General features: G+C 38.0%; 18 protein-coding genes. 12 read left to right on the top strand and 6 right to left on the bottom strand.

All coding sequences use genetic code 11. The annotated features are described in order from the left end of the window. Positions 1 to 344 precede the first annotated feature (344 nt). On the top strand, positions 345 to 512 hold the full coding sequence (locus ACFX4X_RS08135) for a hypothetical protein (protein ID WP_162878727.1): 168 nt from the start codon (positions 345 to 347) through the stop codon (positions 510 to 512). Between the two features lie 713 nt (positions 513 to 1,225). Here the strand turns inward: ACFX4X_RS08135 and ACFX4X_RS08130 are convergent. Then, on the bottom strand, positions 1,226 to 1,630 hold the full coding sequence (locus ACFX4X_RS08130) for a helix-turn-helix domain-containing protein (RefSeq protein WP_377382872.1): 405 nt from the start codon (positions 1,628 to 1,630) through the stop codon (positions 1,226 to 1,228). Positions 1,631 to 1,860: 230 nt separating this feature from the next. On the opposite strand from ACFX4X_RS08130, the gene ACFX4X_RS08125 reads away from it, so the two are divergent. The 7 genes from ACFX4X_RS08125 to ACFX4X_RS08095 all read left to right on the top strand — a co-directional run bounded on the left by ACFX4X_RS08125 (position 1,861) and on the right by ACFX4X_RS08095 (position 10,097). Further along, entirely contained in the window at positions 1,861 to 2,850 is a 990-nt protein-coding gene (locus tag ACFX4X_RS08125) for an asparaginase (RefSeq protein WP_377382931.1), read from the top strand. A 23-nt stretch (positions 2,851 to 2,873) separates the two neighbouring features. Then, on the top strand, positions 2,874 to 4,304 hold the full coding sequence (aspA, locus tag ACFX4X_RS08120) for an aspartate ammonia-lyase (RefSeq protein ID WP_061463460.1): 1,431 nt from the start codon (positions 2,874 to 2,876) through the stop codon (positions 4,302 to 4,304). Between the two features lie 904 nt (positions 4,305 to 5,208). Continuing rightward, positions 5,209 to 5,652: an SRPBCC family protein gene (locus ACFX4X_RS08115; RefSeq protein ID WP_089363335.1), complete on the top strand. Its 444-nt coding sequence runs from the start codon at positions 5,209 to 5,211 to the stop codon at positions 5,650 to 5,652. A 173-nt stretch (positions 5,653 to 5,825) separates the two neighbouring features. Next, the gene (locus ACFX4X_RS08110) at positions 5,826 to 6,089 is read left to right on the top strand and encodes a metal-sensitive transcriptional regulator (protein WP_061463458.1); all 264 of its coding nucleotides are present in this window, start codon (positions 5,826 to 5,828) and stop codon (positions 6,087 to 6,089) included. A 235-nt stretch (positions 6,090 to 6,324) separates the two neighbouring features. Next, positions 6,325 to 7,782 (top strand): cardiolipin synthase, encoded by a 1,458-nt coding sequence (gene cls, locus ACFX4X_RS08105; RefSeq protein ID WP_284470559.1) that lies wholly within the window; start codon positions 6,325 to 6,327, stop codon positions 7,780 to 7,782. An 80-nt stretch (positions 7,783 to 7,862) separates the two neighbouring features. Beyond that, entirely contained in the window at positions 7,863 to 8,612 is a 750-nt protein-coding gene (locus ACFX4X_RS08100; protein WP_377382868.1) for a (S)-benzoin forming benzil reductase, read from the top strand. A 222-nt stretch (positions 8,613 to 8,834) separates the two neighbouring features. Then, on the top strand, positions 8,835 to 10,097 hold the full coding sequence (locus ACFX4X_RS08095; protein WP_377382867.1) for a glycosyl hydrolase family 18 protein: 1,263 nt from the start codon (positions 8,835 to 8,837) through the stop codon (positions 10,095 to 10,097). 935 nt (positions 10,098 to 11,032) lie between these two features. Here ACFX4X_RS08095 and ACFX4X_RS08090 read toward each other — a convergent pair. Then, on the bottom strand, positions 11,033 to 12,235 hold the full coding sequence (locus ACFX4X_RS08090; RefSeq protein WP_377382865.1) for an MFS transporter: 1,203 nt from the start codon (positions 12,233 to 12,235) through the stop codon (positions 11,033 to 11,035). Positions 12,236 to 12,454: 219 nt separating this feature from the next. Between ACFX4X_RS08090 and ACFX4X_RS08085 the strand changes: the two genes are divergently transcribed. The 4 genes from ACFX4X_RS08085 (at position 12,455) to ACFX4X_RS08070 (ending at position 17,466) form a co-directional block, all read left to right on the top strand. Beyond that, on the top strand, positions 12,455 to 14,170 hold the full coding sequence (locus tag ACFX4X_RS08085) for an ABC transporter ATP-binding protein (protein ID WP_377382863.1): 1,716 nt from the start codon (positions 12,455 to 12,457) through the stop codon (positions 14,168 to 14,170). Positions 14,171 to 14,545: 375 nt separating this feature from the next. Then, entirely contained in the window at positions 14,546 to 15,637 is a 1,092-nt protein-coding gene (wecB, locus tag ACFX4X_RS08080; protein WP_377382862.1) for a non-hydrolyzing UDP-N-acetylglucosamine 2-epimerase, read from the top strand. Then, positions 15,624 to 16,616 carry a polysaccharide biosynthesis protein gene (locus tag ACFX4X_RS08075; RefSeq protein WP_377382860.1) on the top strand — a complete coding sequence of 331 codons (993 nt, stop codon included), beginning with the start codon at positions 15,624 to 15,626 and terminating at the stop codon, positions 16,614 to 16,616. Before wecB ends, ACFX4X_RS08075 begins: the two co-directional genes overlap by 14 nt. 1 nt (position 16,617) lies before the next feature. After that, complete coding sequence (locus ACFX4X_RS08070) at positions 16,618 to 17,466, top strand: dTDP-4-dehydrorhamnose reductase family protein (protein ID WP_377382858.1); 849 nt, start codon at positions 16,618 to 16,620, stop codon at positions 17,464 to 17,466. A 653-nt stretch (positions 17,467 to 18,119) separates the two neighbouring features. Here the strand turns inward: ACFX4X_RS08070 and ACFX4X_RS08065 are convergent. The 4 genes from ACFX4X_RS08065 to ACFX4X_RS08050 all read right to left on the bottom strand — a co-directional run bounded on the left by ACFX4X_RS08065 (position 18,120) and on the right by ACFX4X_RS08050 (position 22,171). Next, entirely contained in the window at positions 18,120 to 18,752 is a 633-nt protein-coding gene (locus tag ACFX4X_RS08065) for a DUF1796 family putative cysteine peptidase (RefSeq protein ID WP_377382857.1), read from the bottom strand. Positions 18,753 to 19,041: 289 nt separating this feature from the next. After that, positions 19,042 to 19,959 carry an NAD-dependent epimerase/dehydratase family protein gene (locus ACFX4X_RS08060; protein WP_289337479.1) on the bottom strand — a complete coding sequence of 306 codons (918 nt, stop codon included), beginning with the start codon at positions 19,957 to 19,959 and terminating at the stop codon, positions 19,042 to 19,044. A gap of 145 nt (positions 19,960 to 20,104) precedes the next feature. Further along, positions 20,105 to 21,334 carry a glycosyltransferase family 4 protein gene (locus tag ACFX4X_RS08055; RefSeq protein ID WP_377382855.1) on the bottom strand — a complete coding sequence of 410 codons (1,230 nt, stop codon included), beginning with the start codon at positions 21,332 to 21,334 and terminating at the stop codon, positions 20,105 to 20,107. Between the two features lie 396 nt (positions 21,335 to 21,730). Next, positions 21,731 to 22,171, bottom strand: coding sequence for a hypothetical protein (locus ACFX4X_RS08050; RefSeq protein ID WP_377382853.1), 441 nt, complete (start codon positions 22,169 to 22,171; stop codon positions 21,731 to 21,733). Positions 22,172 to 22,355: the final 184 nt, after the last annotated feature.

Genomic DNA, 22,355 nt, shown 5'->3' with positions numbered 1-22,355 from the left:
TAGTCCCTTTAAAAAAAGGCGTGTAAGATCGGGATATAAATGATCGCTAAGATATGCTGTTCGGGTCCTGACAGGGTTTGCTGTGAGTTTACGATGGGAGCCGTTCTCGACAAATATTGATGGTCCAGTCGTCAACTCACTGACACTGGGGATTTTGCAGCCATGTTTTGGATTCACATGTTCATTTTAAGTCGAATCCTTTGTGACAACGTTGAAAAACATCCTTTATGTAAGTCGGCCCAGCATGAGCAGTTATTAACGAAAAAGTAAAAAGTGAAATTAAATCATATTTTTTTTTTGCTTGGGAAAACTAAACAAACAAGAATAGGAAGGAGAGAATGAGTATGAGTCGTGGTAAAAATTTTAATCATAAAGAAAAAGGTCACCCTGGAAATTTACCTAATAATAGAATAAGCGAAGAGAAGGAACACAGCCGACAGTATGAACAGATTGAGGATATTGTCACACATGAAGCTTTTAAAAATCGGGAAAAAGAAGACGAGATGCCTTAAACAGGGAAGCAGAATGTAGGTGGGGACATTATTAAAAGTGAGATTAAGCAACTTCCGATGCCGTTAAAAATTCACTTTTAAAGATTTCATTGCTATGTTATGGGGGAAACCATGAGCTTTGCTATGGTTTTTTCTTTCATTGCAAATAAATAAAAAGGAAAAGCCGGAGTATTAAACCGATATTTCTTATGCTATAAGTCTTTCCGTTCCATTTTATATCGATATGAAATTATTATTAAAAACGTATATATTTTGAATCGGACCAAAATTCCCTTGATATTATTTGAAGTAAGAAAATGGGGAATAGGATAAAAATGGTGGATGATCTGATCTTTGAATAAGACGACTTTCTTCTATTAATTAATAAAAACTAAATTTTATTGAAGAGCTACAAACCAGTAAGTAATTTTTACTCATTCTTAATTGGGGTGAGAGTCACGAACGTGAAAACTCAACATTAATCATAACCAGGACGACTTACCTGATTTTTTTAATGGAGTTCATGAACTTAATAGCCTCCTTCTCCCGGAAGTTCCCAACTATAAGGGAGATAGTGAAAACAATTCCAAACCTTCAAAAATACTAATGACATGAATAACTTTAAGGAACGCTGATGCTGTATGGCCCGTACCTTTTTAATGCTACAGAATATGATAGTCTATACTCAGGTTTCGTTTATTTGCTGCCGAGATTTATATCAGAAGTCCAACTTATCAGATTTCAGCACAATGTCTTGTTGCTTCATTTTGTTTATTGCGATTTACTTCCAATTCTCGCTTAGATCTAATAAAAGCAATAAATTGAATCATTTCTTCTTCAGAAAGAGAGGTTCCATCGACAGCTAGCTCCATGTTTGGGAAATCCGTTAATTCCATGACTTGATTGGACTCTGTGGAAACATTTTCAGACTGAAAAACTGGATAATCTACTCTACCTAGAATGTAATCGGTGGATGTTTCATATAAGCCGGCTAATAAATTAATTGTTTCTAATGAAGGGCGGCGGTGCCCCGATTCGTAACCTGCATAGGTACTCTTAGCGATTCCGAGTCTATCAGCCGTATATTGTAAAGACCATCTTTTGCCCTTCCTTAATGCAGTTAATCTATTTAAAATCATCTTTATTACTCTCCTTTTATATATAAAACTATTATAACATCATATTACAATGAAGTGTACGCGTAATGAATAACTTACGCTTGATTTCACAGTGGAACATGACTATAATTACATATGGTGTACGCGTAATATAGACATTCACAAAGTACATCCTTTCTGAGATGCTTAGAATGATTGGTAAACAGGGAGGCTCTATAGGGGGTAGTATATTGGAGAAGTTGAAGTCAAAAATTAAGAAGTTGATGTTGATTACTACCGGTGGTACAATTGCTTCGTTAGAAGGGAAAAATGGACTGGTACCTGAGATGAAGGCTGACGAAATTTTAGGCCACCTACCGGGATTAGATTTACAATGTCAGATTGATAGTAAGCCTTTGATGAATATTGATAGTACGAATATGCAGCCCGAGGATTGGACAGAAATGGCAAAATCCATCCATGAGCACTACCATGATTACGATGGCTTCGTCATCACCCATGGAACAGATACAATGGCTTACACTTCAGCTGCGCTCTCATATATGTTACAAAATTTAGGGAAACCGATAATTATTACTGGTTCTCAAATCCCGATCGCCTTTAAAAAGACGGATGCCAAAAGAAATATCTCTGATGCGATTCGGTTTGCTTGTGAAGATATCGGAGGAGTATATGTAGTTTTTGATGGTAGAGTCATCCAGGGTACTAGGGCCATTAAATTGAGAACGAAAAGCTATGATTCTTTTGAAAGTATTAATTATCCTTATATTGCTTCCATATATGAAGATAAAATTGAGTATCTTAAGCCAGTTCATTCACTAAAGAATAAGGAACCTAAGTTAGATGGATCCCTTTGTACTGATGTTGCTTTAGTTAAGCTGCATCCCGGAATTAAGCCGGAATTCTTTGATTTTCTGAAAAATCAATATCGGGGAATTGTTATTGAAAGTTATGGAAGCGGCGGTATTCCATTTCAAGGAAGAAATATTTTAGAGAAATTGAATGAGTTGGTCGAATGTGGAATATCCGTTGTCATTACTACCCAATGTTTAGAAGAAGGGGAGGATATGGATATATACGAAGTGGGACGAAAAGTAAATAAGAATGTCATCATTCGTTCGAGAAATATGAATACAGAAGCCATCGTTCCTAAGTTGATGTGGGTATTAGCAAAAACACAGGAACCCAAAAAGGTGAAGGAAATGATGGAAACACCGATTGCAGAGGACATTACATTCTAGAACATACAAAGGGGCAAGAGGAAATGTTAATAGATGAAAAAACATACCGAATTGAAAAAGACTTTCTTGGGGAAAAGGAAATTCCAGCAGATGTTTATTATGGGATACAAACTTTACGAGCTGTAGAAAATTTTCCGATTACCGGTTACAAAGTTAATGAAGAAATGATTCGTGCACTTGCTATGATTAAAAAAGCAGCCGCTTTAGCGAATATGGACACGAAACGGTTATATGAAGGTATTGGAAGCGCTATCGTTAAAGCTTCAGATGAAGTGATCGATGGAAAGTGGCATGAATATTTCATCGTTGACCCAATTCAAGGCGGCGCGGGTACATCGATGAATATGAACATCAATGAAATCGTTGCCAACCGAGCGTTAGAACTTATGGGACACAACAAAGGTGATTATGCACATGTTAGTCCAAACAGCCACGTTAACATGTCGCAATCAACAAATGACGTATTTCCAACTGCCATTCATTTATCAACACTACGACTATTAGAGCAATTGATTCAAACAATGACAAAGATGAGTACGGTCCTAAAGAATAAAGCAAAACAATTTGATCATGTTATCAAAATGGGACGCACACATCTTCAGGATGCAGTGCCAATTCGTCTCGGTCAAGAATTTGAGGCCTATAGTCGCGTATTAGAGCGGGATATCAAAAGAATTAGTCAATCACGTCAACATTTATATGAAGTGAATATGGGAGCAACAGCAGTTGGAACGGGATTGAATGCAGATCCGCGCTACATTGAAAATGTTGTTAAGTATTTAGCTGAAATCAGTGAATTGCCACTTGTAGGAGCAGAACATTTAGTAGATGCAACACAAAATACGGATGCCTATACTGAAGTGTCAGCTTCATTGAAAGTATGCATGATGAATATGTCTAAAATTGCTAATGATTTACGTTTGATGGCTTCAGGACCAAGAGCGGGATTAGGAGAAATCACACTTCCAGCACGTCAACCAGGTTCATCGATTATGCCCGGAAAAGTAAATCCAGTAATGCCAGAATTAATTAATCAAGTTGCTTTCCAAGTGATCGGGAACGATAATACAATATGCTTAGCTTCAGAAGCAGGGCAATTAGAATTGAACGTAATGGAGCCAGTGCTTGTATTCAATTTACTACAATCTATTAGCATAATGAATAATGCATTCAATGTCTTTACAGATTATTGTTTAGAAGGTATTGAAGCGAATGAGCAACATTTAAAAGATTATGTTGAACAAAGTGTTGGTGTGATTACAGCAGTCAACCCGCACCTTGGTTACGAAGTGGTTTCACGTATTGCGCGTGAAGCGATTTTAAAGGGGAAATCAGTTCGTGAACTTTGTTTACAGTATGATGTGTTAACAGAAGAAGAACTGGATTTGATTTTAAATCCTTATGAGATGACAAAGCCTGGTATAGCGGGAGCGTCTCTTTTTAATCGGGAATAATCAGTAAAAGATAATATTAATCTATATAATTATGGAATAACTATGCCTTTCGGACCATTGGTTTAAAGGCATAGTTATTTATTTGTAAATAATATTCTAATGTGAAATTTTCACTCAGTCATCCTCGGTAAGGCAATCGTCAAAGGTGTCATTAAGCCACAGTTAAATCGTTTGTTCCCCTCTTGAAACGAAATAGCTGCTTACGGCTAGGCCCGGCTCTCCAATTGTTTACACTTCCTTCCTTCTGTATTTGTTTAAATCGAATTCTTCGCCCAGTTTCCAAATGGCAAATAATTGTTTATTCCAAAAAAATATCACCTTTTTTGAAAATATAAACGTCCTTGGAGGTGGTATTATCAACTATGATTTGGCTGCCCACACCAGATCTCTTGATTAGGCAGATTATGGGTCCCGACAATCTATTTATACTGAGTACATAACACGATACAAAAAGGATGGTTTCCATTTCAGAGGGGCGATTCTTTGAAATAGTGAAGATATCTTTTATTAAGGCTCTTTTCGTAAAGATTGTTATTTTTAAAACGAAACTATTTAAGGCTGATTGGAGCGGAAGTGCGAGACTCCTGCGGGGGCAGCGGGACAGGTGAGACCCCACAGGCGTTTACGCCGAGGAGGCTCACCGCCCGCCCCGCGGAAAGCGAGCATCTGGAGGGGAAATCAACCACAACTCACTACCTGGTAAATAGCAACAAAGTATGTGAAAACAGCCTTTATTAAAGTTATGAACTAATAGTGTACTATCTTTAAAGAGTTTTTTTAAAGACAAATACGACAGTAATATTGTGAAAATTTGTTTCGGAATCTAATTTGCTATCCGGTCTAATCTTTATTGTTCAGCCATACGTTAAAAAGATGTAAGTAAAATGATTAAGGGGGAAGTGCTTTGTCAGAAGGATTGCATAGTATCATTTTACCGGTTCCGATAAGAACAGTATGGGGTTTTGTAAGTAGCATAAATCGTTGGGCACCTCTTGTCCCAGGGTATATCAATCATGAGATGATAAATGATGGGACACTTATATGGGAGTTTAAAAGCGATTTGGGACTAATGAAAAAGAAAATTAAACTTGAAGTGAATATATTGGAATGGAACGAACCCGATAAGGTAACATTTAAACTTAAGGGGTTAAATGAAAAATTTGAGGGCCATGGCTATTTTTTAGCAGAACAGTGCGGCAGTGGACAGACTAAAATGACTGGCTGCCTGGCGATAACGGCAAAAGGTGCTAAAGCCCCGATTGTCAATGCTTTGTTAAAAACCTACGTTCCCCAAATGATAATCGAGTTTTCTGAGGCTATTGCACAAAGTCTGCTTGTACAAAAATAGAAATTACATATGGATTTAGGAATATTGATCATTGGCACTTGACAATTATACCTAAGTGGTATGTATTATAAATTGTAAGATTTTTATTCAAGCTTCACTTCAAACTGAACGGGTTTTATGATGAAGTCTGGATAGGATTCAAAAGTAATTGGCAGGTAGGAGGCAGACCTCACATGGAATATGATAAGCAGATGAAGAATAGAGTGAAGCGAATTGAAGGGCAGCTTCGTGGGATATTGAAAATGATGGAGGAAAACAAAGATTGTAGAGATGTGGTAACGCAGTTATCTGCCACTAGATCCGCAATCGACAGGACAATTGGGGTAATTGTAAGTTCCAATCTTGTAGATTGCGTTCGGGAGGCTAATGAAACCGGAGAAAAGAATCCCGAGGAGCTAGTCAAGGAAGCTGTGAATTTATTGGTGAAAAGCCGGTAAGTCAATTTACATTTATGTTCATGTTGAGTTGGGATTATTTAGAGAATGATTATAAAACAATCTGTTCATACTGGGAAATGTTGGTGGGGAAGTGGATATTTTTATTAAATGGGTCTCTACAGGAGGAGGCCTATTTTTGTGAATTCTCTGTTTTCCTTTTATAATAAGCAAATCCTTTGATATAAAGAATTTGCATGTTATCCTTAAGGGGATAAAAATTGAGTGAGGGTATGCTATGGAATTTACGCATGTTACATCGGTTTTGCTCGGCCTTGTTATCATTCTTAATATATTATTTGCCACGATTGTCATATTTTTCGAAAGAAGGGAAGCGAGCACGACCTGGGCTTGGTTATTGGTGTTATATTTTCTGCCTGTAGTTGGTTTTATTTTATATCTCCTTTTTGGAACGAGTTTAAGGCACGCCCATTTGTTCCAATGGGAGGACAAGAAGAAGGTCGGGATTGAAGAAATCCTTGATAAACAGATGGAAGAGCTTTCTACAAATCATTTTCCCTTTCGAAATGCTTCTTCGAGTAATTATCGTGATTTGATTTATATGCACCTCCGGAACAATGATGCCGTTCTTACGGAAGATAATCAAGTCGATATTTTTACGGAAGGAAAAAAGAAGTTTGACCAGCTTTTTAAAGATATTGAAGAGGCTGAAAACCATATACATATACAATATTACATCATCCAAAGGGACGGCCTTGGTAAGCGATTCATTGAGGCTTTGACTAAAAAAGCTAATGAAGGCGTCAAAGTGCGAATTCTTTATGACGAGTTGGGATCTAGGGGAATGACTAAAAGTTTCTTCAGGGAATTTAGGCAGGCAGGAGGACTAGTGGAGGCATTCTTTCCATCCAAGTTAAAATTTATAAATTTACGGTTGAATTTCCGTAATCATCGAAAGCTTGTCATCATAGATGGAAAGGTAGGGTATGTTGGCGGCTTTAATGTAGGGGATGAATATTTAGGGCTTAACCCAAAATTCGGTTATTGGCGTGATACACACCTTCGAATAAGGGGTTCAGCTGTAAAAGCCATTCAAACCCGTTTTATCCTGGATTGGAATCAGGCATCAAAGCACCATGATATAACATATCAGCCTCATTATTTCCCTACTTTAGAGCCTCAAGGCAATATAGATTTGCAAATTGTGACAAGTGGGCCGGATTCTGAATGGGAACAAATTAAAAATGGCTATATTAAAATAATTTCTTCAGCAAAGAAATCGATTCTCATTCAAACACCTTACTTCATACCGGATGCAAGTTTATTGGATGCACTCAGGATTGCCAGCTTGTCTGGATTGGATGTAAAAATCATGATTCCGAATAAACCGGATCACCTTTTCGTTTATTGGGCAACAACTTTCAATGCAGGGCAATTATTAAGAGCGGGAGCTAAAATATACATCTATGATAACGGCTTTATACATGCGAAGATGATCGTCGTGGATGAAGAGGTCTCTTCGGTGGGGACAGCTAACATTGATGTCCGAAGTTTTAAATTGAATTTTGAAGTCAATGCCTTCATTTATGATGAAGGAATGGCCGAAACACTGACAAGCATTTTTTATAAGGATATCCAAGTCTGCAGGCAGCTTACAATTGAAGAGTTTGAAAAGCGATCAAGATGGATTCGTTTTAAGGAGTCCATTGCAAGACTGGTATCGCCCATTTTATAATTTAAAAAGAAGCGGCCCATTACTATGTAGGCCGCTTCTTTTGGTACAATAGAAAATGATCAATTAAAGGGGGGAATGCCGTGAAAACTTTTATAATCACAGGAGCTTCTAAAGGTTTAGGTGCTGCCATTGCCAAGCGATGTATGCGGACGAGTGATCATTGCATTTTAGTTTCCCGTACAGCCCATCCTGAAATGGAGAGGCTGGCTGGAGAATTCGGGACGAAACTTACATTCATTTCGATGGACTTGAATGAGACTGATAAGTTACCTTCCTTAATCCTTGAGATTCTTGCTGCGGTCGATGAAACAAGTGACATTTACTTCATTAATAATGCAGGTGTCATAGAACCGATAAAGCCGGTAGGGAACCTTGGTCAGGTAAATTTGGAAACAAGCATGCGGGTGAATTTCATGGCACCCATCGTATTGACCGATGAATTCGTTAAACTAACCCGGGACTGGAATAGAAAGAAGGTAATGGTGAACATATCTTCAGGTGCAGCAAAAAATCCCTATCATGGCTGGGCTGCCTACTGCAGTACTAAGGCAGGGCTAGAAATGTTCACGCGGGTTGCAGGGTCGGAACAGGGTAAATTACCTTTCCCTACGTCTCTCATATCTTTTTCACCAGGTGTAATGGATACGGAGATGCAGGGAACAATCCGGTCAGCGGACGAACGGGACTTTTCCAATCGAGACAAATTCCATGAATATAAAGAGAAGGGTATGTTAAGGAGTCCCGAATTTGTGGCAGAAAAACTATTGCAGCTAATTGAAGTGGAAGATTTGGAGAATGGGAAGTTTTACGATATTAAGAATTTACTTTGATGTATGTAAGAATGGGTAAAACGGAAAATCAATTGATGGCTCATATTGAGGGGTGTCCTTTTGGACATCCTCTTTTTTATTAAGCATTCCTTTATTCTACTTCGTAAAAACCCCATCATTTAAATATCGCATGGGATACCATCATTATGGAAATGAGATAATTCGTTCTATCTATTAACCTGAATAACATAAACTTTTTGGAGGGGGTTTGGAGGGTTTTGAATGACGATCATTGTTGTGAAAAAAGGTGACAGTCTTTGGGAAATCGCCACGAAAAATAAAGTTGACCCATCGAGGATAATTGAAGTCAACGGATTGGAATCAGCAGCTTTGGTTCCTGGTCTGGCATTGTATATACCTAATCAAAATGTGGTGAATCGAAGGTATCTTATTAAAAATCAGGATAACCTTTCTGAAATAGGCAGTCGTTTTGGAACGAGTGCTTCGGCAATCATGAAGGCCAATCCAGGAATTGTTGCGAGCTCGCTTAAGGTCGGCACAGAAATTTCGATTCCGTCTCCTTACAAAAATCAATTGATTACGCTGGGGTTTGCCTTCCCGATTTCTGGTGGGGTAGTATTTGAAACACTTGAGGAGAATGGTGATAAATTATCCTACTTAGCCATTGTAGCTTATTCCTTTACCGAGGAAGGCTTTGCATTCGTTGACGGTGATGACCTCCCCCTAATCGCGAAATGCAAGCAAGCCGGGGTGACGCCGCTATTGATGATCCGGAATTTCCAAGAGGGGGATTTTAATGCTGACTTGGCTGGTGATGTTCTCACTAATTCAGTATTCAGAGCGAATTTAATCAATAGTATGCTGAATTTCGTAAGGGAGAAGGGCTATGGGGGAGTCAGTATGGATATCGAATTCATCCCTCCTGCACGACGTTCAGATTATGTGCTTTTTTTAAAAGAATTAAAGGCGGGGTTGAACGAACTGATCCTGCATGTGAACGTACATGCAAAAACAGCAGATAATCCCGATAATCGAATTGTAGGCGGTCATGATTATCGGGGGATTGGAGAGGCAGCCGACCTTGTTGCCGTGATGACCATTGATTATGGGTATCCAACTGGCCCACCTGAACCCATTTCCCCTCTTTGGTGGATGGGCGAGGTTATCCGTTATGCTTTGGTGAATATACCAGGAAGTAAATTACAGTCTGCATTTCCTATGTATGGATACGATTGGATAGTGCCTAGCCATGAGACTAAGGCTTTATCAGCGCAAAATGCCCAAAATCTTGCGATTGCAACTAGTTCTGAAATCACTTTCGATACTTCCGCGGCATCACCTACCTATTCTTATAGAAGAGAGAATTCGAAACATGTCGTTTGGTTAGAAGATATTCGTTCGATAAGCGCTAAATATGCATTGATTGATGCATATGAACTGATAGGGGCTACTTATTGGCAGATTGGTTTGCAATTCCCTCAGAATTGGGCGTTTATGGAACAGAATATCTTGATAATAAAATAAAACGAATTTGGGAAAAGAGGAGGAGAATTTATTTTTTTGTCTGTTTATTTGTGTGACTTTCATCAGGACCAAGACAATCACACCGGGATTTTAAAGTGAGTCTATCGTGTTCGTGGCCTTCTAATCGCTAAAAAGAAAGGGAGCCATGGAAAATGAACGGCACCTCCAATTGTTAGATGTTGTCTAACAATTGGAGGTGCCATTTTTTTGACTAAATCTACGATAGACGAAAAAATACATGCAGTTTTAGCGTAACTGGAAGGGGAAAAATCCTATAAATCCATTGCATAAGAAAGAAATGTGGTTTATCCCCTCTGAAAGGATGGGTCGCTCGCTATCTTGAACATGTGATGGAAGGACTTGCTGCATCCTATACAAATTACACTCTGCCCTTTAAACTAGAGGTACTTAAATATATAAATGAATATGAGACATCGATCAGCGAGACCGTTGTACACTATAACCTTCCTTCGATTCTACAGGAAGGATGTATAGACGCCCTTAAATTCTTTTAAAAAAGGGCGTCTATCCATGAAAAAAAGAAACCAAGAAAACACCGCCATCTAAAGGCTCTCAAGAAGCACTTCTTGCCGAATGATAATACTTACGTACAGAGAATGACCATTTAAAAAAGTTGAATGCCTTAGTTCAAGAAAAGAAAACCCTACAAAGAAAGACAAAGCGAAAGTAGTCCATGAACTAAGGAAACAAATTGATTTAAATCTGCTTCAATCCATTTCTAACATGGCACGGGCAAACGCCTTCGGTCGTGAGGATAAATACACAGAAATTAAATCCCTGCCCTCAAGGCTGTCTAATTAAATAAAGTGTCAACTTTTTGGGTTTACTTCAAAAACCAAGGCTCCTTTTTCTTTAACGGTGAATCGAAAGGAATGAAGGATCGGCTAGGCATATTAGATCTAGACAGTGGTTGATCACGTTTCTTTCCCATGTAAGTCCTTCCTTTTAAAAATCGCATAAAGAAAGGCTAGGAAAATCATGGTGGAAGAAAATCGGAACGTTGTTTCGACACTATATGTTTCTGTTATATAGCCTAACAGCAAGACAGAACCGGCAAATGTAAGATTGATGACCGCTCCCCAAGCTGCATAAATTTTCGCAAGCGTCTTTTCCGAAGCATGGTCTTGGAATAGCTTGGTGTAAATCACTTCCCGGATTTGTTCAGGGAGACCATACAGACATGCCAGCAGCAATGCGAATGCTGGAATACTGGTAGATCCAAAAAGCAGGATCAGCATTGCACTGAGAAATAGTCCGAAAATGATGAAGAATCCTATATGTTTTTCTAGTAACTTGGCAAAACGGATGACAATCAATCCACTGAAAATCATGCCGATAAAGTAGCTTGTGTTAATGTATCCCCACCACTCCTCACCTAATTGCAAGTTCTCATCAACATATACATAAATAACGGCAGCTACCCAAACGCTTGAAGCTAACGTTGTGATAAAATCAATGGAAATGAGTGTACGGATAGTTGGGAGATGGCGAATCGCTATCCATCCGGATTTAATCGAATCCCGGTTTGACGGACGAACGGTGTTCGTTGTTTGTTCTGAGACTTCAATTTTTACTGTATAGAGGGTTGAAACGGCAAACAGTATGACCGTAAGCCAGATAATGATACTGCTGTTGGTACTTATTAATAAGACGGAACCGAGAGGCCATCCTGCTACAAAGATGGTCTGGGTGATCATATTCAAGAAACCATTCGCCTTCATCCATTCTTCTTTTGGCACTAATTGAGGAACCAAAGCTGCGCTAACCGGGGCAGCGACTCCATCCAATAATGAAATCATGGCAATGAAGAATATGACGGCAACAGCAAAACCATGATTGAAATTTGTTATATAGATTCCTAAGACAACGAGTAAGATAGTCTTCCACCATTGAGATTGTACAAGTATTCCTTTTAAAGGAAACCTGTCGATGACAAGGGGGGCAAGCAGACTACTGATAAACCGAAAAATCGTTGTAGTGAAAGGGAGCAGACTCAAATAAAAGGCCGATCCCGTTAAGGTATATAATAGTGAAATCAACCCGACTACATAAAATATATCCCCTAGATTTGCAAACGCCTGACTGATCCAAAGGCATCGAAACGATTTGTTTTTCATGAGTACCATCCTTTTACGAGAATAAAGTCCATTGATAATTAGAATGGTTTTTTATTTACACTGGATTCACTCCTTCATTTAATAGATTGAAAGAGCCGGGTTGGGTTGTTTTATATAGATGATTTTACCATAATATGAATATATAGGTTATGAAATGCTTGCTGATTATTGAATATAGAATTATACTCCTTAATATATGTTAAAAAGGAGAAAAATTTGATGATTCGACGCTTTGCTACATATTACCTGCCACATAAGCGGTTATTCATTATTGACTTCTTCAGTGCAGTGGTCGTTGCGGTACTTGAACTTGCATTTCCGCTCGCAGTTCAGTGGTTTATCGATACACTGCTGCCTGGCGATGATTGGTCTGCAATTGTTTCAGTAAGTGCCGGTTTGTTCCTTCTCTATATCATTAGTACCTTCTTACAGTTCATCGTAGGGTATTGGGGTCACAAATTGGGTATCAATATTGAGACTGATATGCGTGAAGAATTATTTGAACATGTGCAAAAACAATCTTTTCGTTTTTTTGATAACACGAAAACCGGCCATATCATGAGCCGTATAACCAATGATCTGTTCGATATTGGTGAACTTGCTCACCATGGTCCCGAAGATTTATTCATCGCCTTCATGACTTTTATAGGTGCATTTTGGATTATGCTGACAATCAATGTGAAACTGGCACTCATATCTGTATGTATATTACCGTTCCTCGTTTTATTGATTGTCATTAGTAATTTAAAGATGAATAAAGCCTGGAGAAAAATGTATACCGAAGTTGCTGATGTAAATGCCCGCGTAGAAGATAGCGTCTCAGGAGTGAGGGTTGTCCAATCTTTTACTAATGAAACATATGAAATGAATAGATTTTCTACTAATAATCGCAGATTCCGTAAAGCGAAACTTCTTGGATATAAGGTAATGTCCTTTAGCTTATCAGGCATTTACATGATGACGAGGTTTATGACCCTTGCCGTGTTGGTAATGGGAGCTTGGCTAACTTTTCATGGGCAGCTCTCTTATGGTGAACTGGTTGCATTCGTCTTATATGTAAACGTATTATTTAAGCCAATCGACAAAATCAGTGCGTTGATGGAACTCTATCCAAAAGGGATGGCCGGCTTTAAGCGTTTTACGGAACTTCTTGATGTCGCACCTGATGTCGTGGATAAAAAGGATGCAATAGCGGTTTCTTCCCTTTTGGGGAATATTTCCTTTAATGACGTTTCTTTCAACTATGAAGACAAAAAATCCGTTTTAAAAGGTATTGATCTTACTATTAAAGCGGGTGATACTATCGCTTTTGTCGGGCCATCTGGAGCAGGTAAAACTACAATATGTTCATTAATCCCACGATTTTATGATGTAAATGCCGGTTCGATTACCATTGATGGAATTGATATTCGTGAGATGCTGAAAAAGTCATTGCGGTCACAAATTGGCATTGTCCAGCAAGATGTTTTCCTATTTACAGGAACTGTTAAAGAAAACATTGCGTACGGAATGCTAAATGCATCAGATGAACAAATTATGGAAGCAGCAAGGAAGGCCCATTTAGAGACTTTCATTGAAGGACTTCCAAAAGGCTATGTGACTCAAATAGGTGAACGTGGTTTGAAATTATCGGGGGGACAGAAACAACGAATTGCAATAGCAAGGATGTTTTTGAAGAATCCGCCAATATTAATTCTCGATGAGGCAACCTCTGCACTCGATACTGAGACGGAACGAATAATTCAGGAGGCCCTTACTGAACTTGCCGAAAACAGAACTACGTTAATCATCGCACACCGATTGGCAACCATTCGTAATGCTGACAAAATCGTAGTTGTTACTGAAGAAGGAATTGTTGAAGAAGGCGGTCATGATGACTTACTTAAACAGGGGGGCATTTTTTCCAATCTGCATCAATTACAATACCAAAAATGATAAAAAGCTATATGTCCTTACGAGGATATATAGCTTTTTTAATAGAATGGAATGGAGTTCAATCAATCATGATTTCGATAAAACACAATATTAAATTGATATTACAAAAGGAATCCAACAAATTACAGCTCCCTTTTAATGAAGAAATCGAAAAATGGTAGAAACTTTGCCATTATTTAAATTTTCCCAAAAAAGAAAAATAGGAATTCGGTTTAGTCTTTTAACACTCTAGGTTGCGAGGGGGTGTTTAGTCGGTTAGACGTTCAAATTAAGGCGAAATCTAATAGGTCCGCCTATATCAATAGGATTGGCTGTGCATACAATAAAGGGTAGACGGAGAGGCCATAAACCAGAAAAGAGTAAGGAGTGAAAATCGTGAAAGTAATGACCATTTTAGGGACCCGACCTGAAATCATCAGATTAAGTCTTATTATAAAGAAGTTGGATCAGTATGCCGATTCACATATTCTAGTGCACACTGGACAAAATTTCACTACATCCTTAAGCGAAATATTCTTCCAGCAGTTACAGGTAAGGAAACCTGATTATGTCTTGCTGAGTCAACAGAAATCCCTCGGCGAACAGTTAGCGGCCATTTTTAAGAATTTAGAGACCATCCTATTAAATGAAAAACCAGACAAAGTATTAGTGTTGGGGGATACGAACTCCGGGCTCAGCTCCATCTTAGCAGAAAGACTGGGCATCCCGGTCATTCATATGGAAGCGGGTAACCGTTGCTTTGACCTGGAAGTGCCTGAAGAGAAAAATCGCCGGATCATTGATGCTGTTTCAAGCTTGAATTTACCTTATACACCTCAAAGTAAAGTGAATCTTTTGAATGAGGGTATTCCCAGTAAAAGAATCTTTTTATCGGGGAACCCCATTTTCGAAGTTTTGAACCATTACAACAATGAGATTGAGCAAAGTGTAATTTTGGACAAATTGAATCTGAATAAGGAGGATTATTTCCTCGTAACCGCCCATCGTGCCGAAAATGTTGACTATGAAGATCGATTGATCGAAATTATGAAGGGCATTAATATGGTCGCCGAAACCTATCAAAAAAGAATCATATGCAGTTTACATCCCCGGACAAAATCCCGCATAGAACTCAGCCCCAAATTAGAAGTGCACCCATTAATTGAATTCCATGAGCCATTTGGTTTCTTTGACTTCGTAAAGCTTGAAAAAAATGCTTTTTGTGTGCTGACCGATAGTGGCACCGTTCAAGAGGAATGCTGCTTGTTCCATGTACCGACCGTGACGATACGAAAAACAACGGAAAGGCCAGAAACCATTGAGTCGGGCAGCAATATGTTATCGGGAATTAACGCTAAACAAATCGTCAATTGCGTAAAGATTATGGTTAACCAGCAAAAAAACTGGACAATTCCAGAAGGCTACGACCATAAAAATGTTTCGGATAAAGTGCTTAAAATAATATTGGGAGGCCATGAAATTGATTAAGAATCGAAAAATCTTGGTAACAGGCGGTACAGGCTCATGGGGATATGAATTGGTAAGGCAGCTACTGGATTTTGAACCGAGTGAAATACGGATTTTTTCAAGGAATGAGTCTAATCAATTCACAATGAAACAAGAGTTTGATAACAATCCGAAATTGCATTTCATTATCGGAGACATAAAAGAGAAGGATGCGTTATTGGAAGCATGCCAAGGCGTTGATTATATCTTTCATTTGGCCGCATTAAAGCATGTTCCTGTATGTGAAGATCAACCCATAGAAGCATTAAAGACGAACGTAATTGGTACACAGAATGTTATAGAAGCAGCTATAAGCTGTAATGTGCATTCAGTTGTGAACATTTCTACAGACAAGGCTTCGAATCCATCCAATTTTTATGGTTTATCAAAAGCAATGGCCGAAAGGTTGATCATTCACGCTAATACATTAAACACGAAAACTAGATTTGTATGTATCCGCGGCGGAAATGTTTTGGGAACGAACGGAAGTGTCATCCACGTATTCAAAAAGCAAATCAAAGAAAAGGGAAAAATAGGTATCACGGATTTAAATATGACAAGGTTTTTTTTAACCATTGAAGAAGCGATTAAATTGGTATTTAAGGCAACCTTTGAAAGCATTGGCGGAGAAATATTCGTGATGAAAATGCCATCCTGTAAAATTATTGACCTCGCTGAAGTTTTAATACAAGCGTCCAATAAAGGAAATGTTGATGTGGAAGTCCTAGGTATCCGTCCTGGTGAAAAACTCCATGAGATCTTACTTTCAGAATATGAAAGCACGACGGCAATTACCTATGATGAAGAATATTATGTAATACTGCCAGCCATTCACATAGAGGGCATAAAGGAACATTACTCTAAATACCAGTCTGTTAGTTTAGAAGATTATAACTCTGGCACAGGACTAATGGGTAAAGCCCAGATTAAGGAAATGTTAAAGAAAGGTGGCTTCATTTAACATGAAGGTACTAGTCCTTGGTGGACAAGGAATGGCAGGCCATGTAATAAAAGATTATTTCACAGGGGACCCCAGATATCAGGTAACCTATACGTCAAGGGATCCGAATGATAAAAAGGGCTTATATCTGGATGTAACCGATTTAACGAGTCTAGAAGAAATTATGGATAAAGTAAAACCCGACATTACGATCAATTGTATTGGGATATTAAATGATCATGCAAGTGATAATACGAAACTCGCTTTTCAGGTTAATAGTGTGTTTCCCCATCAACTTGTCAAATTGAGCGAACGCAATAATGGGAAATTGATTCATATCAGTACAGATTGTGTATTTTCAGGTAGAAAAGGAGATTATACCGAGAACGATTTCCCTGATAGTACCACGATTTATGGTCAGTCTAAACACTTAGGAGAAATTATTAGCGAAAAACATTTGACGATACGGACCTCCATAATTGGCCCAGAACTAAAAAATGATGGAATTGGTTTATTCCTTTGGTTCATGAAACAAAAAGGTGAAATAAAAGGGTATGAAAAAGTGCTTTGGAATGGTGTAACAACACTTGAATTGGCTAGAGCGATAGACACGATGATCCAGAAGAATATTACTGGGTTATATCATTTAGGCTCGGAGGAAAAAGTCTCAAAGTTATCCTTATTGAAATTGATTGCAGAAGTCTTTGAGAAAAATGATGTAGAAATTATCCCGGATTCAAATATAGTTCTGGATCGCACCATAAAGAATGGTCGGTCCGATTTTAAATACCAAGTTCCAACCTATGAAAAGATGTTAGCAGATTTAAAAGATTGGATAAGAAAGCAAGAAACAAACAGACAAAATGGTTAATGTAAGTATTAACCACTTTTTAGTGCCTGAAAGGCTTAAACGGAAGAACCGAATGATTAAATAAATAATGTAGAGAATCTATTTATTTTGTCATAAGGTGATTTCTTTGAGGATATCTGAAAAAAAACAATATTAAATATTAATGGTCAAGAAAGAAAATATGCTTATGACCATTAGTATATTACATATATTAGTGATCAAATGCTAAAAAAATTACTTTAGGATGAAGTAAATGAAAGTTGTATGTAGAGTTAGGCGGGGACGTAAAAATATAGGTCTCAAAGATAAAACGAATATAAGAAGGAAAATTCGTTCTACCACGGGCGATATCTAGACTTTTAATAAATAGTTCGATTAGTTTCATTCCAATCTAAATAAAATTTTTGGTTTATGGGTGGAACAATAGAAAAAACCGCCTCCTAGTAAAGAAACGGCTTAAAACATATCTTGCTTTACTTTGTTTTTCAATCGTTACTAGAAGGGGATCTTAGTTAGAATAGAGTATTTAGGATTCTGAATTATAACCTGTCCAAACTTATGGTATGGGTACTATAACGTGATGGACAATCTTTCTTATCCATGAAAGGTTCTATGAAACCAATAATGAAATGTTGGTTCTTATTTTTATTTTATCTAAGCTGTGGTGTCATAAACTAAATATTGATGCTAATGCCACTCAGTATCGTTTTCCAATGATGATCATTCGAGTTCCAAATATCATGGTTAGGAAGTTCAATAACACAGACTTTCTCTAGGGGCCAATCGTTTTCAACAATGCCGTTTACATTCGTATGTTTGATAACGAGGATCCGAAAGTCATGCTTCACCAATCCGGATAAAATGGACTCGAGTTCCTTAACATCTTCGAATGAACCCTCCGTTCTTACAAAAAGGATTTTTTGACTCGTTGACATTTTTTCTAGGAATCTTTGAATTCTTCTGTCATATTTCTCTTTGACCTCAGGATAACCGCCTAAATGGGTCAGCGAATTCTTATCTGTTTTAAAGTCATGATTGAAGCCTATATTGTAATGCTCGTCTAATACGTAAAGGTCCAACTGCGAAAGGTATTTTATTGGTTTTAAATGACTGGGATCCAAGAAATCGGAAAACTGATTTTGCAGAAGAAGGTTCACTTTAGGTAAAGTGGGAGAACCCACCCAATCCAGCACTCCTGCATATGGTCTTAAATTGTTTTTTCTCAGCTGAATGGAGGCCAAACAAAGATCTCCCAAACTAAAGAAAGCATCGTAACTTCCGCTAATATCTTTTAAACTTAAACTCATTTTTTCATCTCCTTTTATGTTACAGGTTTCTTCCGAATTGTTTTATTTTCGGTAGAAAAGGAATGGAAGGATGTGGTTTTCTGCTAGAGTCGTGATGAAAAAAACCTTTATCCTTCTTCATCCCGGTTACTATATTAAATGTAGTAGCGATGTAATGTGAGACGGCAAAAATCAAAACACTATTGAAACTAAACAATTTTTATCGAATCACATGTAAATTAGTAAGGAAAGGTTAAGGATAATAGCATTATCCCGCCTCTTAAGTTAATAGGCTAAATTGAAACTGAAACTATTTCATACATGAAAATGTATAGGTTTCTGATAACCCATTAAAAATATCAGTCTTTGGATACCAATTCAGCGATTGCCGTGCTTTCCTGTTGTCAAGGCAGCTGTGTTTGATATCTCCAGTTCTTCCGGCTGAATGGACTGTATTCACTTTGGAGCCATGAATTTGTGTTAGCATTTTCAATAGTTGATTTACTGATGTTTTCTGTGCCGTGCTTACCTGGATCGTTTCTTGATTACCTCGATCCACCGAAGCGATGTTGGCATGTACTATATCTTTCACATATATAAAATCACGAGTTTGTTCGCCATCACCGTGAATGCTTAATGGCATCCCTTTTTTGAGTTTTTCTAAAAAGACTGCGACGACTCCGCCTTCTCCTTTTGCTGTTTGTCTGGGCCCATAAACGTTCCCATAACGGAGAATCGTATACGGGAGCCCATAAAGCTGATGAAATAATCGGATATATGCTTCGGCAGTCAGTTTTGATAATCCATAATAAGAAATCGGTCCTGTCAGATCATCCTCGGAAATCAAGTCTTTCTGTAAATTACCATAAACACCTGATGTAGAGGAAAAGATCAGTTTACTTACAGAAGAAGATTCATGACAGGCCTTAAGAATATTTATTGTTCCATTGATATTCACATCGGCATCATATTGGGGTTCAAGAATGGAACGACTCACATCCGCCTGTGCAGCCAAATGGAAAACGACATCTGGCTTTTCCCTCACAATGATTTGCCCAGCTACCTCGCTGCATATATCTACAGTATGGATGATGGCATTGGGATGTACATATTCTGTGTGTCCGGAAATCATGTTATCCAATACATGGACCTCGGCACCATTTAAGATAAGTTCTTCAACGAGATGGGAACCAATGAACCCAGCCCCTCCTGTCACGATAGCCTTCATACATCATACTCCTTTTATATGTTTTCAGTATTGTATGTTATACGGCCACTACTCGCTTAAACAGGTACCTAGCTTTATCTAAAAAAGAAAGGGAAAAGAAAAGATGCTGACGCAATCGGAGTGGTCAGCACCTTCTTAGTTGTCATTATTTATTCTTCCTTTTGGTAATTGCGCTTTCATATACACCTAGCACATTTTGAACACCTTTATCCAGAGACCAGTGATTTAGTCCCCATTTTTTGGCATTTTCTCCAAGGTTTTTCATATAGGGCTCATGCTCTAATAAATAATCTATATGGATGGTTAACATTTTTTCATCCCCTACAGGTGTTAATACACCTGTAATTCCATGTTCAATGATTTCAGGTACTCCTCCCACATCACTGGCGATTACAGCCTTTCCAGTAATTTGTGCTTCTATTACTGACAAAGGCTGGTTTTCCATCAAGGTTGGAAGAACGAAGATATCCGAAATGGATAACAAATAAGGAATATCATCCCGTCTCCCCAAGAAGATCACGTCAGTTTCCAAGCCCATGGCCTTGCTTTTAATTTTCAACTCCATTTCCTGGGGACCGTCCCCAACTATCCAACAAACCCAATCATTTCTGATTTCCTTTAATTGCATAAGTGCCCCTATTAAATGATGCACTCCTTTAAACTCATTCAATCGACCCGTATAAATAATCACTTTCCTATCGGCTGGACGTTTAATATCGGATTTTTCTTCCACTCGCTTCAGGAATGATTCGGTATCATATCCATAATGAAAAACACTAAGTTGTTCATCTGGAACTTTAAATTCACCCGTTAAAATATTTCTCATCCATTCATTGGCTACAATCGTATTATCAGCAGAAGTCGCACCATCATATTCAAATTGATTAAAATAATATTGCCCTTTTTTTACGCTGCTTTTATTTTCCGTTTTGGAGGTGTAATAAGCGCTCTTAAGTTCGTGAGCAACACAACCATGGAGGGTGGCGACTAGAGCAGTTTTTTCGGATCTTATTCTGTTAATGCAGACGGTTGAAAATATATCTTGTGTATGAATGACATCATATTGTTCCAAACCTAAATGTTTTGCTCCTAACTGGAAAAAGTTACACCTTGTTTCATAATAATGGATCACTGGATCGCTATGAATGGGTGAATTATGTTGGTCCATCAATATCGAGATTTCTTCTGGCAGCAGTGCATCCCTATATATCCTGCGATTTTCATTGATAATGTGAACATAGTTATGGGCCTCACCATAGCTTAGTAAATCTACCTCATGTCCTAGAGATTCGAGCTTTTTTTTTAATTGTTGCATATAGTTCCAAACACCACCCACATGTGGTGCTACCCAAAAAGTGGCAAGCAGGATTTTCATGAATATTTCTCCCATCTCTTAGTACTTAGAAACTAATGATTTCATATTCGTTTTTATATAAGTATTCAGAAGATAAACTTGTGTTATAGATGGGTGTCATTATGAACAATTTTTCTGAAACCACTTTTAAAAAAATTAAAAAAAGAACTAACAATGAGTGACTGCTCTGCCATTCGATGTTAGTTCTGCAAGTTACAATATTTTTTTGAACAAAGCCTTTTTTTGCGCTTCCCAAGGGATTGAAATAATAAATTATTAAAACTAAAAATGATACAAAAAAACAAGCGAGCAAAACTGTTACACACTTGCTATAAAGTGGTTTGATATTACTCTATACATAAAAGGGTTCTAGGGTAAGACATCTTTTATGAGTTTAGTATTCCTCACTATTTATTACTAGCTGGAATATGCAGCTGCGTTAAGGCTTTCTGGGCCAGTCCGAGTTGGTGCGATTACTATTCCTCCTGGTATGCTAACGAACGCTTGATACACTAAAAATCCAGGGTTAGGTGGTGCATAGTCACAACCGGTTACAGTTATTATTCTTCTAGCAGCAACTTCTAATACACCGATAGCCGGTGAGGTTTCTACTGCTGAATAGACAAGGACCCGTCCAGGTCCTACACCTCTATAAATTTGGATGGTAATAGGTACGGCGACAGTTGCTATAGAGCTAATGGCGGTGGTTGCAGTGAATTGAATACGAAGATTCGGTCCAGCATTCGCTGTGTTAAGACCAAGTGTTGCAAAAAGTGCGGGCGTTGAGGAAAGCGGAATGGAAATTCCTCCACTAAAACTAATGTTTTGCGAAACTTGAGCGTCTAAAAATGTTCCCAATATATATCACCTCTTTTCTAAATGGTATATTCCAGTATATAAATAAGATTATATATTCGTGTGGACAAGTTACCTTTTCTAAAAAAATATTCTTTTAGAATTTCAAGAAAACAAAGATGTTAAATTCATCTTTATAATTAATGTTCCATTCGAAATGAAACGTTTGAGGTTCAGGAGTAATATT

It is taken from the genome of Peribacillus sp. YIM B13481 (genome assembly GCF_042787985.1).
GTDB lineage: Bacteria > Bacillota > Bacilli > Bacillales > DSM-1321 > Peribacillus > Peribacillus simplex_A.
Note: the sequence above shows the minus strand (reverse complement) of the source record. Positions and strands in the feature narration are given on the sequence as shown.